Source organism: Salinibaculum rarum (assembly GCF_030505615.1).
In the GTDB taxonomy this organism is placed as follows: Archaea; Halobacteriota; Halobacteria; order Halobacteriales; family Haloarculaceae; genus Salinibaculum; species Salinibaculum rarum.
Genome location: NZ_CP129992.1, coordinates 1,113,081 through 1,126,443, shown reverse-complemented (window position 1 = coordinate 1,126,443; position 13,363 = coordinate 1,113,081). Strand labels below are relative to the sequence as shown.

At 64.8% G+C, this 13,363-nt stretch carries 20 protein-coding genes; 6 read left to right on the top strand and 14 right to left on the bottom strand.

Annotated features, from left to right (window positions below; all coding sequences use genetic code 11):
* The first annotated feature begins 364 nt into the window (after positions 1 to 364).
* Both QYL91_RS06145 and QYL91_RS06140 read left to right on the top strand, forming a co-directional pair.
* Positions 365 to 889: a hypothetical protein gene (locus tag QYL91_RS06145; protein WP_302082501.1), complete on the top strand. Its 525-nt coding sequence runs from the start codon at positions 365 to 367 to the stop codon at positions 887 to 889.
* Between the two features lie 78 nt (positions 890 to 967).
* Positions 968 to 1,210, top strand: coding sequence for a DUF8142 family protein (locus QYL91_RS06140; RefSeq protein ID WP_302082500.1), 243 nt, complete (start codon positions 968 to 970; stop codon positions 1,208 to 1,210).
* Here the strand turns inward: QYL91_RS06140 and QYL91_RS06135 are convergent, their stop codons facing one another.
* The 10 genes from QYL91_RS06135 to pth2 all read right to left on the bottom strand — a co-directional run bounded on the left by QYL91_RS06135 (position 1,211) and on the right by pth2 (position 6,799).
* Positions 1,211 to 1,459, bottom strand: a complete 249-nt coding sequence (locus QYL91_RS06135) for a DUF3194 domain-containing protein (RefSeq protein ID WP_302082499.1) — start codon at positions 1,457 to 1,459, stop codon at positions 1,211 to 1,213. It abuts the gene before it with no gap.
* On the bottom strand, positions 1,460 to 1,843 hold the full coding sequence (locus QYL91_RS06130) for a prefoldin subunit beta (RefSeq protein WP_302082498.1): 384 nt from the start codon (positions 1,841 to 1,843) through the stop codon (positions 1,460 to 1,462). It lies immediately after the preceding gene.
* A 69-nt stretch (positions 1,844 to 1,912) separates the two neighbouring features.
* Complete coding sequence (locus QYL91_RS06125; RefSeq protein WP_302082497.1) at positions 1,913 to 2,182, bottom strand: KEOPS complex subunit Pcc1; 270 nt, start codon at positions 2,180 to 2,182, stop codon at positions 1,913 to 1,915.
* Positions 2,154 to 2,288 (bottom strand): DNA-directed RNA polymerase subunit P, encoded by a 135-nt coding sequence (locus QYL91_RS06120; RefSeq protein WP_267638479.1) that lies wholly within the window; start codon positions 2,286 to 2,288, stop codon positions 2,154 to 2,156. The genes QYL91_RS06125 and QYL91_RS06120 overlap by 29 nt, the downstream gene beginning before the upstream one ends.
* A 25-nt stretch (positions 2,289 to 2,313) precedes the next feature.
* A complete protein-coding gene (locus QYL91_RS06115) occupies positions 2,314 to 2,592 on the bottom strand; it encodes a 50S ribosomal protein L37ae (protein WP_302082496.1) in 279 nt (92 codons plus the stop codon).
* Between the two features lie 197 nt (positions 2,593 to 2,789).
* Positions 2,790 to 3,515 (bottom strand): DUF2103 domain-containing protein, encoded by a 726-nt coding sequence (locus QYL91_RS06110; protein WP_302082495.1) that lies wholly within the window; start codon positions 3,513 to 3,515, stop codon positions 2,790 to 2,792.
* A gap of 40 nt (positions 3,516 to 3,555) precedes the next feature.
* A complete protein-coding gene (gene truD, locus QYL91_RS06105) occupies positions 3,556 to 4,902 on the bottom strand; it encodes a tRNA pseudouridine(13) synthase TruD (protein WP_302082837.1) in 1,347 nt (448 codons plus the stop codon).
* Positions 4,903 to 4,958: 56 nt separating this feature from the next.
* Positions 4,959 to 5,642, bottom strand: a complete 684-nt coding sequence (psmB, locus tag QYL91_RS06100) for an archaeal proteasome endopeptidase complex subunit beta (RefSeq protein ID WP_417750573.1) — start codon at positions 5,640 to 5,642, stop codon at positions 4,959 to 4,961.
* Positions 5,639 to 6,376: an archaeal proteasome endopeptidase complex subunit alpha gene (gene psmA / locus QYL91_RS06095; RefSeq protein WP_302082494.1), complete on the bottom strand. Its 738-nt coding sequence runs from the start codon at positions 6,374 to 6,376 to the stop codon at positions 5,639 to 5,641. The genes psmB and psmA overlap by 4 nt, the downstream gene beginning before the upstream one ends.
* An 84-nt stretch (positions 6,377 to 6,460) precedes the next feature.
* Entirely contained in the window at positions 6,461 to 6,799 is a 339-nt protein-coding gene (gene pth2 / locus QYL91_RS06090; RefSeq protein ID WP_302082493.1) for a peptidyl-tRNA hydrolase Pth2, read from the bottom strand.
* Between the two features lie 88 nt (positions 6,800 to 6,887).
* On the opposite strand from pth2, the gene dcd reads away from it, so the two are divergent.
* Genes dcd through QYL91_RS06075 form a run of 3 tightly spaced genes read left to right on the top strand, consistent with a single transcriptional unit; the run spans position 6,888 to position 9,025 of the window.
* On the top strand, positions 6,888 to 7,475 hold the full coding sequence (gene dcd / locus QYL91_RS06085) for a dCTP deaminase (protein ID WP_302082492.1): 588 nt from the start codon (positions 6,888 to 6,890) through the stop codon (positions 7,473 to 7,475).
* Between the two features lie 3 nt (positions 7,476 to 7,478).
* Complete coding sequence (locus QYL91_RS06080) at positions 7,479 to 8,375, top strand: thiamine-phosphate synthase family protein (protein WP_302082491.1); 897 nt, start codon at positions 7,479 to 7,481, stop codon at positions 8,373 to 8,375.
* Positions 8,372 to 9,025 (top strand): class I SAM-dependent methyltransferase, encoded by a 654-nt coding sequence (locus QYL91_RS06075; RefSeq protein ID WP_302082490.1) that lies wholly within the window; start codon positions 8,372 to 8,374, stop codon positions 9,023 to 9,025. Before QYL91_RS06080 ends, QYL91_RS06075 begins: the two co-directional genes overlap by 4 nt.
* On the opposite strand, the gene QYL91_RS06070 is transcribed toward QYL91_RS06075, so the two are convergent.
* The 3 genes from QYL91_RS06070 to QYL91_RS06060 form a co-directional block, all read right to left on the bottom strand.
* The gene (locus QYL91_RS06070; protein WP_302082489.1) at positions 9,026 to 9,811 is read right to left on the bottom strand and encodes a DUF7001 family protein; all 786 of its coding nucleotides are present in this window, start codon (positions 9,809 to 9,811) and stop codon (positions 9,026 to 9,028) included. It abuts the gene before it with no gap.
* A gap of 234 nt (positions 9,812 to 10,045) precedes the next feature.
* The gene (locus QYL91_RS06065) at positions 10,046 to 10,552 is read right to left on the bottom strand and encodes an HTH domain-containing protein (RefSeq protein WP_302082488.1); all 507 of its coding nucleotides are present in this window, start codon (positions 10,550 to 10,552) and stop codon (positions 10,046 to 10,048) included.
* Between the two features lie 173 nt (positions 10,553 to 10,725).
* Positions 10,726 to 11,646 (bottom strand): sulfide-dependent adenosine diphosphate thiazole synthase, encoded by a 921-nt coding sequence (locus QYL91_RS06060; protein ID WP_302082487.1) that lies wholly within the window; start codon positions 11,644 to 11,646, stop codon positions 10,726 to 10,728.
* A gap of 115 nt (positions 11,647 to 11,761) precedes the next feature.
* On the opposite strand from QYL91_RS06060, the gene QYL91_RS06055 reads away from it, so the two are divergent.
* Complete coding sequence (locus QYL91_RS06055) at positions 11,762 to 12,703, top strand: thiamine-phosphate synthase family protein (RefSeq protein WP_302082486.1); 942 nt, start codon at positions 11,762 to 11,764, stop codon at positions 12,701 to 12,703.
* Here QYL91_RS06055 and QYL91_RS06050 read toward each other — a convergent pair.
* Positions 12,697 to 13,344, bottom strand: a complete 648-nt coding sequence (locus QYL91_RS06050) for a chemotaxis protein CheC (RefSeq protein WP_302082485.1) — start codon at positions 13,342 to 13,344, stop codon at positions 12,697 to 12,699. The two genes, QYL91_RS06055 and QYL91_RS06050, sit on opposite strands and share 7 nt — an antisense overlap.
* Positions 13,345 to 13,363 lie beyond the last annotated feature (19 nt).

The window sequence follows — 13,363 nt, the reverse complement described above, 5'->3', positions numbered from 1 at the left end:
AAAAGACTGCGTGGGAAGCGAGACGTGAGCAACGCGAACGTCTCGGGATAGTGAGCGGCGAGGAAGCGAGCCGCGAACAGCGAGGTTCTGACTGAACGGAAGAACCTCGAAGATACGAGCACGGGAGCGGGCGCGACCCGCGAGTGGCGACGCGTGAACGACGTGACCGTCTCGAAGGCGCGAGCAGCGAGGACAGCCACCTCAGTCTCGCCTCGACGGGGAAAGACCCCGCCAGCCGACCGTTCACTCGGTTTAATCCGGCTTAAATCGGCCATAGAACAGTTAATTCGACCCAATTCGAGGGGAAGACGCGTTGAGCGCTTGCCCCCTTCAAGACCGTCTGGCACCCAGTGTCGAGTGCAACATGAAGCTAACAAAGACCGTCGGCGTGCTGTTCGCTGTGCTGCTGGTCGCCACCGCAGGGGCCGCAGCACTGCCGGGCAACGCACCGGCCGACTCGCAGGCTGGACAGGCAGACAATCAGACTGACGCCACAGATGAAGAGACAGACGCGTCCGCGGACGCGGGCCCGGAGATGAGTGATAGCGGGAACTCGGCTGCTGCAGACCGCGCCGGCGGGAACGCCGACGACCGTCGCGGCCCACCGACTGACATGCCCGGGCAGGCACCCGACTTCGTCAGTCAGATTCACGACCTCGTCAACCAGCACCTCGATGGCGACATCGACACCCTCGGCGAGCAAATCAGCGACCTCGTCGGTGCTGACGACGAGCAAGCCGCAGACGAACAGGACGACGACGCCGACGAGGAAGCAACCGAGGATGACGAGACAGCGGAAGATGACGTGGACGACGACAGTGACGAACTCGAAGACGACGAAGACGAGACTGCAGACGAAACGGCGACCGAAAACGAAACCTCCGCGTAATCCCCTGAACGACGTCCGCTGACGCCTCGGACGACACCGAACGCGGCGCTTTTTTACGTGCGTGCCGAACGGTCAGGTATGGCAGTCCCCACGAGCGAGGAGTACGACCTCAACCGCAAGCGAGCGGCGCTGTATATCCTCCCGTTCGTGTTGCTCGGCATCGGGAACCTCATGCTGTTGCTGGGCTGGGGACTCCGGCCTCTGTGGGCGTTTCTGATTTTGCCGCCAATCCTGTTCGTGAGCGTGCTTGGCTACATCGCGTTCAGAACGGGACTGGTCGGGAACCGTCTCGACGAGGAGACGGCCGCCGACACCAAGTAACTACTCGAACAGGTCGTCGACGGCGGCGCGAGCGGCCAGTGTCGCGTCCTCGGCCACGCGGCCGGTGTCGGCCTGGCTGTCGGGCGCGTTGAAATACACGTCGACCTCGAGGATACCGTCGTCAAAGGAGACGGTGATATCGAGGTCTTCGACGTTCGACCGAGAGAGTCGCGAGAAGACGACATCTTCGGCGGCCGCTGCGGCCGTCTGGACGACCTCGTCGTCGGTTGGGTCGCCCGTCGAAGCCATTTATGCGCCGCCAGCGCCGGGACCGCCCATGGCACCGCCGGCACCGCCGAGCATCTGCTGGAGCTCTTCCTGCAGTTCCTCGAACTGCTCTTGGACGCGCTCTTCCTGCTTCTGGAGCGTGTCGACGCGTACCTCGAGACTGTCGACTTTCTCTTCGAGGTCCGCCTCTGCGTCGTCGTAGTTCGTCTTGACGAGCAGTTCGCCGACTTCGCGGTACATCGTGGTGTCCTCGTCGACGTTCTCGAGTTCGTCGAGGGCCGTCTCGGACTCGCTGAGCTGTGTCTCTGCCTGCTGTTTCTGTGCAGCGACCTGCTGGGCCGTCTCCTGAAGGTCCTGCAGTTCTTCGAGTTTCTCCTGTGCTTCCGGCGGAAGGTTACCCTGCATATCCATCACCTGGGTGTCCGCCGTGGTAAACCCTTGCTTTCGGGACTGGGCGGTCCCACCAGACAGGAGTTACGCCACGGCGTCGCCGGCCTGCTCGGCGACGGTAACGAGCGTACACCAGGTGTTCAGCCCGGCACGAAGTGCAACGAGGTCTGCCGCGTGAACTGTCAGTTCGAGCGTCGCGCTCTCGCGGTCGAGCGAGACAGTCGAGCGGTCGCCGTCGATATCGCCGATTTCCGGGCGGATAGCACGTTCGACGCGGCGGGCACGCTCGGCGTCCTCGTACGCGAAGGTCAAAACAGCGTCGTGGTCACTCGACGGAGACTTCTTTGATGTCACGGCTGCGCTCCTTGAGGAGCACGCGGTGGCCACAGTACGGACAGCGGACGCCACCGTACTCGTCGAGCGTGACGTCGCGCTTGCATCGGGAACACTTGTAGCTCATGTGTGATAACCAGGGCTGGAGGCCCTTATTCTTCGTCCTCGCCGAGTGCGGCGCGAATCGAGCGCGTGACCGTCTCGCCGGCTGGCGTCTCCGGGGTGTAGGCACCGCCGGTGAAGGTGTAGCCACACGACTGGCAGGTCCAGATGCCCGTCCCCTGGCGGTCGACGCGGTCTGCACCGCAGTCGGGACAGGTGTGGTCCTCGTTCATTTCCGCCTCGATGTCGGCGACGCGTCGTCGGGAGACGCGTCCGTACCGTGCGCCAAAGCGGCCGTCGCTACCGGTCCGGCCCTTCTGTTCGCTCATAGTACCGTACTGTCTGCGTACCGCCCCAATAACCCCTACGATTCACAGCGGAACGAGCGAGCGGCCGTCCGAGCCAGCCGAGAGTTTATCAGCGAAGGGTCGGCCATCCCTGCTCGTGCTCTGAAACGAACGACCCGGCGTGGGAAGCGGTTGTGCGACACGCCACGCCGGGAGCCGGTCGCAAGACGTGTCGCCTGTCAATCCTGTAGTTCGGCCTCGACGAGTGCCTCGTTCAGGTCCGCTCGGACGTACTCGCCGAGGTCGCGCTCGCTGGCCGTCGTGACGACGCGATTCTCCTGGACGCTCGACCCGTCGCGAACGAGCAGACGGACGTTGCCGTTGTCGTCGGCACGCGTCGCCTTCGCACGCAGTCCCGTCCGGGATCCCGACCCCCCGGCGTCGATTGGCCCGGGAATTATCTTCTTGACGTGTGGGTGGTCGGCGACGACTTTCAGGGCGTTCCGTCCCTGCCGGCCGCCGATAAGCGTCGAGTGCGAGCCGCCGAGTTTCTCGGCGACAGAGGCTTCGACCACTTCCAGGGATGGCTCCCCCTGTCGCTCGATGACGTATTCGACGGGGTCCTCGGCAGCGACCCGGTAAAACTCGTAGCGCAGTTCCGCCCGAACCGCTCGCAGTACGTCGCGGTCGCCGGTCGCGTACACTTCTTCCGGGCGCTTGCGGCGGACTTCGTCGGCAATCAGGCTCGCGAAGTTCCGCAACTCGGTGAGTTCCTGTTCGCTGTCCTCAGGTTCGGGCGTCGTCGTCACGACGCGGCGGCCGTGAACGGTCTCACCGTCGAGTGTCGTGACCGTCGCACGCTCGCGCCCGAGTTCGAGGACGACGGTGTCGGCGTTTGCCGTGTGACAGACCAGACAGTAATCACCGGGCCTGTCAAGCGGCGTGGCACACTGCCGACACTCCATGTCAACAGATAGGCGGACGAGTCCCGATAAGCGGCGCGCTTTAGCGGTCGTCGGGGTCCCGCTTCAGGTACTCCCGCATGAGAACCGTCGCGTAGGACCCCTTCGGCAGGTCGAAGGAGAACGTCAGCGGGTCACGGTCGACGGTAAGGTCGGTCCGGACCGCAATCGCGCGACGTGTCCCCTCCGAATGGAACTCACCAGGCCGGTCGAAGTCCTCGGGCGCGATTCCGACGTCCTCCAGCACTTTACGCTCGATGTCGCCCGGCTCGCCGTCGGCCAGTTCCGTCTCGGTGCCGACGAGGGGCGCGGTCACGAACGCCCGCCCGCGTTCGCAGTGGCGGGTAATCGACTGGTGTCGCGTCTCGGTCACCCGCTGAGTCCGACTGGTATCCGGGAGCGCCAATCCGCCGGGTGCGTCGCTGTCGGTGAAACAGACCACGTCGCCGACGACGGGCGTCGTGAATGGCAGTCCACGCTCCAGTCGTTCGGAGAGAATTCGGTTGAAGACGTACGACTGGGCAGCGTTGACGAACAACTGCTGGAGGTTCGTCGGCACTGTCTCCAAGGCCTCCCGGAAGTCTGCTGGATCCTCGTCGCCAGCACTCTCGACCAGTCGGTGAAGCATCGACCGCTCGTAGCCGAGGTGCCGAGGGAACACGTCGAGTGCGGCCCGCCAGTCGCCAGTCTCGGCGACGGCACGGGCCTCGCGGGTTTGTTCGGGTTCGCGGTCGTGTGGGCTCCCGACGTAGGCCATCACCGCGCCTTCCCAGTCGCCGCGGGCGATTGCCAGCCCGACCTCGTGGGTGACCGGCCGAATGCTCCCGAACCGTTGCTGGCCGAAGTAGTTGGGGACTGCGACGGGGTTGCCCTCGTCCGGGCCGGCATCCTCGACACCGGCGAACGTCTGCAGGTCGTCGGTGATGTCGGCGACGTTGCCAGGTGCGTCGGGAGTGCGGACCGTTATCTCGAATCGGTTGCCGGCGAGGTCGCCGAACAGAATGGGACGGCCGGCCCGGCCAAGTACCTCGACGTCGGCATCCGAGAGGTCGGGAAGGTCGTCAGGGTCGATGCCGTCGACCGAAAACAGCTGGGTGGTGACGGCACGCTTGTCCTTGGTCCCGGCCCAGGAAACCCGTTCACGAGAGATACCCAGGCGGTCCGAAAGCGCGCCAGCGAAGTCGTTGGTGTCCCAGTCGCGAAGCGTCGCGCGAACCACGAGATGTGGATACGCGCCGGGGTCGGCGTCGACCGGTTCGGTGTCGAACAGTTCGAGTTCGGTCACGCGAAAATCGGCGGGCGAGTCGCGGAGGCGACCGCCGATACCGTCGGCGTCGCTGACGTAGTAGTCGATGCCGACCTGCCGTTCGATGTCGTGGGCCTCGCGCATCCGTTCAGCGGGACCCACGACGCGTGGCGATAAACACCTGTCGAGAACGGGTGTCGTTACAGCAACTCGGTGACGTCGTCGAACTCCTCGATGTCGACGCCGTCCTCGGTAATCGTCGCCAGCGCCAGCCCGTTCCCGGAGCCGGTGTCACGCTCGGTCGCGGCGTTGACTGCGCGTGCGGCGAGGGTCTGTGCCTCCTCGATGGAGAGGTCCTCGTCGTACTGGTTTTCGAGCGCCCCGTGGGCGAGTTGCATCCCGCTGCCGGTGACGGTGTAGTCGTCTTCCATGACACCGCCGGCCGGGTCGATGCTGTAGACGTGGCTGCCCTCGTCGTCGACACCACCCAGAATTGGGTTGATGGCGAAGAAGGGACCGCCACGGGCGAAGTTACCCGCGAGCGTCGCCAGCGCGTGAATCGACATCGGCTCGTCGCGGCGCGTCTCGTAGAGACTTGCCTCCGAGCGCAGCGTCCGGATAAAGGACTGTGCGCCACCGACGGAGCCGACGAGGGTAAGCGCCGCGGTCGGGTGAATCTGCTCGACCTTGACGACGTTTTTGTTCGAGACGAAGCGGCCACCGAGCGAGGCTCGGCGGTCGGTCCCGATGACGACGCCGTCGGGCGTCGTGATGCCGACGGTAGTCGTGCCAGTCTTGGCGACGGTGTCGTCGTCCGCGCCGGACTGGTCCGATTCCTGAAACGGTGCGAGTTCGGGTTCGTAGGGGTCAGTCGTGTCCATCATTGGTCCTCACTGTTGATGTCGCGTTCGTCGAGGTGCGTCGCGACCTCCTCCGAGGAGAGCGTGGTGAACTGCTCTGTTTCGACGTCGACTGTCGCGACGTGGACGCCATCGGGGTCGAGGCCGTCCTCGCTGGCCTCGGCCATCGCCTCCAGTGTGAGCCCGATACCGCCCTGCAGGTCCATCTCCGTCGAGTACTCCTCTTCGAGGTGGCCCATGATTTCGTCGCGGCCGCCACCGACTGCGGTGGCCTGCCACTCGTAGGGCGTCCCCGAGGGGTCGGTCTCGAACAGGCGCGGTTCGCCATCCTCGATACCGGCCACCAGCAAGGCGACGCCGAACGGTCGCGCGCCACCGGTCTGGGTGTACTGCTGGACGTGGTCGGTAATCGCCTTGGTCAGTGTCTCCACGCCGACGGGTTCGTCGTAGCGGAGGCGGTTGATCTGCCCTTCCTGTCGTGCCACGTCGACGAGTTTGCGCGCGTCGGCGACGTGTCCGGCGCTGGCGACGCCGACGTGGTCGTCGATTTTGTGCAGTTTCTCGATGCTCTCGCGCTCGATAAGCGGCGAGCGAATCTGTCGGTCCGCCGCGAGGACCACGCCGTCTGTCGTTCGGACGCCGACACTCGCGCTCCCACGCGAGACGGCCTCGCGTGCGTACTCCACCTGGTAGAGTCGCCCGTCCGGCGAGAAGATAGTGATACCACGGTCGTATGCCTGCTGTTGGTTATCTTGCATTGTATCGGGGGGTGTTCTACTCACCCGAGGTAAGGGATAGTTCTATATAGGCCTTCTGACGCCTGCAAAGACGGCCCGTTGCGTTCAGTACAGCGAGAGGTCACCGGTCACGGTGTCGATACGGTTGTCCGACGCGGGGCCGACCGCGAGAGCACTGGCCGTGCCAGGTTCGAGTTCGGTGTGTCCGGCGTCCCGGACGATGGCGTGGGGGAGCCGCTCGGCTTTGGCCTTCTCTGCGAGTTCGAACAGCGCCTGCTCGCCGTTGGCCTGGAGGACGACCTTCTTCTGGCCGCCGCCCTTCCACTCCTTTTTGTCGCTGGCGGGGGCGTCCTCGTAGGCCATCAGCGAAGCGTGTGCGACCTGCGCGGCGAGTTTGCCCTCGCCCATCCCGAGGTCTGCACGGGCGACAATCGCCTGCTTCATACACTCGCTGGGGGCCGACGGTACTAAGGGCTGACCGTCGGGGCAATCGACCGGGAGATTTTAACGCCCCACGAACGGTGAGAGAGGTATGATACTCTCGGATGCGGACATCGCACGGCGGCTGGACGAGGGCGACCTCGTCGTCGAGCCGCTCGACGACCCCGAACTGCAGATTCAGCCCGCCAGCGTCGACCTCCGGCTGGGCCAGACGTTTCTCGAATTCCAGCACGCCAACATCCCCTGTATCCATCCCAACAGCGAGCAGGAAGTCGAAGAGTACGTCGAAGAAACTGACGTCGACCCCGACGGCGAGTACATCCTCCACCCCGGCGACTTCGTACTGGGAACGACCCACGAACGCGTCGCGATTCCCGACGACCTCATCGCACACGTCGAGGGGCGCTCCTCGCTGGGCCGACTCGCAATCGTGGTGCACGCGACGGCCGGTCTCTGTGACCCCGGCTACGAGGGACAGATTACGCTCGAACTCTCGAATCTGGGGCGCGCGCCGGTGTCGCTCACGCCCGGAATGCGCATCTCGCAGTTGACCTTCACCGAGTTGAAGACGCCCGCCGACCGCCCCTACGGTGCCGAACGCGGGTCGAAGTATCAGGGCCAGGAAGGCCCGCAGGCGTCGAAGATACAGGGCGATAGAGAGTTCGGAGGCGACCAGTAACAGATGCACTTTATCGAAGAACTCGTCGTCGACGAATTCCTGCCGACCTTCCGGTCGCTGCTGGCCGAGCAGTTGCGCGAGCAAGGGCTGACCCAGAGCGAGGTGGCGGACCTGCTGGGCATCAGCCAGAGCGCCGTCTCGAAGTACGTCCACGGAGAGGTCGGGCGCAACGAGCGGCTGGTCGCCGACGAGCGCGTCCGCGAACTGGTCGACCGCCTGGCGGACGGCCTCGCAGACGGGAGCATGACCACCACCGAGGCGTTAGTCGAGGCGGAGGTCTGCATCCGGGAACTCGAAGAGGGCGGGACGCTGTCGGACCTCCACGCCGAAGCCGTGCCCGACCTCGACGACTACGGCGCGGACTTTGCAGTTCACGACCCCGACAGCCGACTCCGCGAGGCCGGCCGCGTCCGCGCCTCAGTCCGACAGGGGCTCCGGATTCTCGAGAACACCGGGGGTTTCGCGCCGCTGATTCCCGCGGTCGGGTCGAATCTCGTCGAGGCGCTGCCCGACGCCGAACGCATCGAGGACGTGGCGGCAGTTCCCGGGCGCCTCCTCGACGTGGGCGGGCAGACGACAGTGCCGGGCGAACCGGAGTTCGGCGTCAGCCAGCACGTCGCGAACGTCCTGCTCGCGGCACGCGCTGCCGGCAGTGACCGGCGCGCGGCGCTGAACGTCGCCTACAGCGAGGAGACGGTCGAGACACTCGAGTCGGCAGGACTGACCGTCGTAGAGTTCGACGCCGAAGTGGACCTCGAAGACGGTATCGCCGCTGCACTGGAAACGAACCCCAATGCAGACGTCCTCTACCAGACCGGTGCGATGGGCATCGAGCCAATCGTCTACATTCTCGGCCCGGACGCCGTGACCGTCGCCGAGCGACTGCGAACGATTGCATGAGCGAACCGGCCCAGCGCTTCTACGGGCAGTGGGCGCGGCTGTACGACCGGCTCGCGGACCTGCCCGGACTGCGCTCGTGGCGTGCCCGGACCGCTGATTTCCTTGGACTCTCGGCGGGCGATACCGTCGTCGAGATGGGCTGTGGCACTGGCGCGAACGTTCCCCACCTCCGCGACCGCGTCGGGCCGTCGGGCCGGGTCGTCGGCATCGACCTCACCAGGGAGATGCTCGCGCGGGCGCGGACCCACCCCGAACGTGTGGGTCGGGGAGTCGACTACGTACAGGCCGACGCGACCCGGCCGCCAGTCGACGACGCCGACGCGGTTCTCGCGACCTTCGTCGTCGGGATGTTCGACGACCCCGCGCCGGCAGTCGAGCGGTGGTGTGACCTCGTCGGCCCGGGCGGACGCGTCGCGCTGTTGAACTTCCAGCGGAGCGACGGCGCGCTCGCCGTACCACTCAATCTTGCCTTCGAAGGATTCGTTCGGCTATCGGCGCCAGGCGCCCGGTTGTCGCGGTCGTCACACGCCACGACGTTCGAAAAGCGGGTCACTCGAGCGCGGAAGACGCTGGCCAAGCGGACAGAGCAGCGCCGCTTCGAGACGTTCGCAGGCGGGTATCTCGGCGTGCTGGCTGGGCGCGTCGAGTGACTACGGTCCGTACGCCTCGGCGTGGGCATCGCAAAATTCCGGTTCACGGAGCTGTGCCTCGACGACACCCGGCTGGCGGTGTGGATTGTGGAGTCGACAGTCCGCGTCGTCGCAGAACGACTCGCCAGTCGCGAGATAGTGGTACGCCTGGAGGACGTACCCACACAGCGCCTCGGTCGTCCGGGGGTCGTCGGCGACGAGAAACTCCCCCTCGACTTCGTTTTCGAGCACTTCTCGCGGCGGTGAATCCCCGGAGAGCATCGCGTGTTTTTGCTGTTCTTTGTAGTACTGTTCGGGTTTCGCGGGCGCCTCGTAGAGGCCGGGCACCGAGACGAGCGCGGGCTGGCCGAGGACGTTCACGCGCTTGTGCCAGCGCCCGTCGTGGTCGCCCCACGTCCCGACGACCCGGTCGAGGAGGGGGACGTGGAGGTGGTCGAGACTGCGTTCGCGCTGGGGGATGCGCTGGCCCAGAATCTGCTGGACCTGCAGTCCGTCGTAGATGACGCCGCCGGCACGCTCGGGGTTCTCGAGAGCGCGTTCCTCGTAGCGGACGATACCCAGCATCGTGTTGCCGGTCTCGCGGTCGTAGGGGTCGAGAACGCGCGCTGCGGCGAACTCCTCTGCGATGTCGTCGTCGGCGTACCGGGAAAGAAAGCGGTCCCGGACTTCGACAGTCGCGTCGATGCGGTCGCGGAGCCACTCGGCGATACCGTCGGCGTCTGCCTCGGTCGTGGGGGCACGATAGAGCGTCACCCGGTCGACGGGCGTGGCCGCTCCGGTGGTCATACCCAACCTAGGAACAAAACGCCGAAAACAGCTTTCGGTTCGATGACAGTCCGCCTCAGTTCCAGTCAGCGAGGTCGACCACGGTGTCTGTCCGGAGCCACTCGCTTTTGGCCCCTGACTGGAAGATTGCGTCGCCGTCCCCTTCGGTGATGAGTCTTGGTTCCATACCAGGAGATAGGGGGCCGAGAGTCACCAGTCGTATGCCTAACAGGTGTGAAAAAGTCGTCGTGTGGTTCAGCTCTCGTAGACGGGGGATTCGACCTCGTTCTCGGCTGTCGCCGGCCGACCGCCGGCACGTTCGTAGGCATCGAGGTAATCGGTGACACTCCAGGTTCGGTGCTCGCTGGTGCAGGGATACACACCGCTGAGGCCGTTGTCGTAGACGGCCAGACACATAATCGGGACCGTGAGAACGTCCTCTGTGCCCCCGACGAGTGAGGTCGCAGTCCGACGCTCGAACGGCGGCGTAATCGAGAGGTTGTGTTCCTCGGCCCAGAGCAGGTACTCTTTGTACACTTCGACGACGCGTGCGTGTTCGGTGTGTTCGGAGATTGCCACCTCGTCTGGCCAGGTCTCGACGGTAAAGGAACCGATTGTCCCGTCTGCGCGCATGCTACTCAGGCGGTCGATGACGTCCGTCCGTGGGCCACAGACTGGACGGCGCGTCCAGAGGACCATCCGTACCGCCTCGCTCTCCCCCTCCAGTTCGGTCTCGGCCATTTTGGTTTGGGTTTCGCTCATCTTTGAAGATGTTTAGACAGTGTCTATCAACCAATAGCGCCTCGTAGTATTATTTCTTTTCTCTGTACGCAATTGTTGTAGACATATACCCACTATTTATGCGCGGGGGACGACAGGCGTCTATCGGAGTGTGACGACAGCAAAAAGAGAGGCAGAGAGGAGAAACTGGAGCTTCAGTCGTCGGCGGGTTCGGCGCGCGTGGTCATCTCGACGGCGTCGGCGTCGACGCCGAGTTCGTCGATGGCTTCCTGGGCGGCGCGTTTGCCCGACAGCAACATGGCACCGAAGGTCGGTCCCATCCGCGGGAGGCCGTAGGTCGTCGCCGTCGCCATCCCGGTGACGATGAGTCCGTCGTGGGCGAGGCCGGTGTGTTCGACGACCGCGTCCTCGCTCTCGCCGACCCACATCGAGTCGTGGCCCGGCGAGTCGTGGCCGGGTGCGCCGTAGGTGTCGTCGTCGGTCTGGTCCATCCCGCTGGCTTCGTCTTCGAGACCCGGCGCGTTGAGGACGCCGCGCTCGTCGAGTTTCTTGACGGCCATCGCGTCGTGTCCGGTGGCGTCGATGACCAGGTCGGCCTCGACGGCGATGGGGTCGACGCAGGTAATCTCGCGGGGGAGCGCGTGGACCGGCGTCCAGTTCATCACGATACCGCCGACGCGGTGGTCCTCGCGGATGACGATGTCCGTAAACTCGGTCATGTTCTGCATCTTCGCACCGGCGTCACACGCGGCCTTGATGAGGCCGGAACAGGCCTCCGGGCCGTTGGCGACGTACAGCCCCTCCGAATCTTTAGATTGCTTGTAGTCGACGTCCAGTTCGTCGAGGACGTGCTGGGCCGGCCCTCGCACCGTCACCTTGTTCATCAGGAAGCCGCCGAGCCAGAAGCCGCCGCCGAGGTAGTTGTTCTTCTCGACGACCATCGTCTGGATACCCCGTTCGGAGAGTTCCTTCGCGGCCATCAACCCGGAGGGACCGCCACCGACGATGATGACATCGGAATCGGAGAAGTCCATGAACTCCTCTGTCCACTCCTGACCGATTGCTCGTGTGACCTCTGCTTCGCCGACGTCGCTGAACTGCGTTTCTTGACTCATACAACCGAGTGTTAGTAGCCGGTGGTGTTATCACTTTCGTTATAATAAGTCTGTACAAGTCGGTTGTACGGCGTCGTCGGATGGACTTATCACATGGCCGCCCGAACCGGTAGCCATGACGCTGCGGTTTCCGAGCGAAATCGTCGTCGAGCGGTTCCTCCCGACAGTCCGTGTCGTCCTCGCCGCCGAACTGGACGACCGTGGACTCACCCAGCAGGAGATTGCCGACCATCTCGGCGTGAGTCAGGCGGCGGTCAGTCAGTACGTCAGCGGCGACACCGCAGTCGAAGAGCGGTTCGTCGAGGACGAGCGCCTCCAGACGACCGTCGAGACGATCGCCGACGGCTTCGTCTCCGGGTCGATGGACGGCTACGAAGCGCTCGGCGAGCTACTGGCACTGATTCGCGAGTTCGAGGACCGCGGTCCCATCTGTGCGGTCCACGAGGAAGAGATGCCTGCCCTCGAAGGCATCGGCTGTGACCTCTGTGTTCGCGGCAGCGACGACGCCGTCGCGGCCGAACGTGCCGCACTGGCCGCCGTCCGCCGAGCGTCACGTCGGCTGGCGAACGCCCGCGGTATCGCTGCCCACATCCCCAACGTCGGCACCAACGTGGGAACTGCCGTGCCGGGTGCGACAGACGAGACGGACGTGGCCGCGGTACCGGGTCGCCTCCAGACGGTCGGGTCGCGGGTCATCGTGCCGGCTGACTCGGAGTTCGGTGCCTCCCAGCGTGTCGCGGAGACGATTCTGGCCGCGATGAGCACAGACCCCGACGTTCGTGGCGCGCTGAACCTCGCGACCTCCGACGGGCTCCTTGTGGCCGCCCGCGAGCAGGGCTACGACCCACTGCAGTTCGAGGCCGGGTACGAGAATCGCGGCCGGCGACTCCGCGAGCGATTCGACGAACGCGGCGAGGTCCCACGGGTCATCTACCACGAGGGAACCTTCGGCATCCCGCCGGTGACGTACGTCTTCGGTGAGACGGCGACAGAAGCAGCCGAGCGCGCAATCGAGCTACTCGAGGCAACGTCAGGAACGGAGAACGGCAGTCAGTAGCTGGTCAGACTTTCGTCGGCGACAGTATCGGTCTCGATGTCGGTCTCGACGTCGATTTTCTGGACGAGGTCGACGAGTTCGCGCAGTCGCGGAAAGGTGTAGACGGTCAGGTCTATGTCCTCGCCGCCGGCGACGATTTTCGAGTCGAGGACGAAGACCATGTCCTCGTCGGGCCACCCGCCCATCTTCTGGATGATTTTGTGGGCCGGTCCGAAGGTAAACTCCGGGGTCCCCATGTCGATTGTCGTATCGAGGACGTTCGCCCAGCCGTCGATGTACCCCGAGGTCATGATGTTTCCAATCTCCTGAATCGCCGACCGCTCCATGTCGGTAAAGCCAGACCCCGTGTCACCGCCGTCGCCCGGCAGCATGAGCTGGGCGAGGCGCTTGCTGTCGCGAGGTGTCAGCATAAAGAGCACGTAGCCGTGTGGGGACTCGGTCAACTCGACGTGGATGCCGACTTTCTTCTCGTGACCGAGGTGGGTCTTGACGTCCTCGATGGCGAGGAAGTTGAGCATCGAGACGTGGATTCGGGCGTCGATACCGGTCATCTGGCTCAGGCTGTCAGCCACCCGCCGTGACCCCTCTTTGGAGATTTTGTTGAAAAGGTCAAGTTTCCTGACGTCGACCTGCAGGCTCATACCGGTGAGTGGGGCCGAG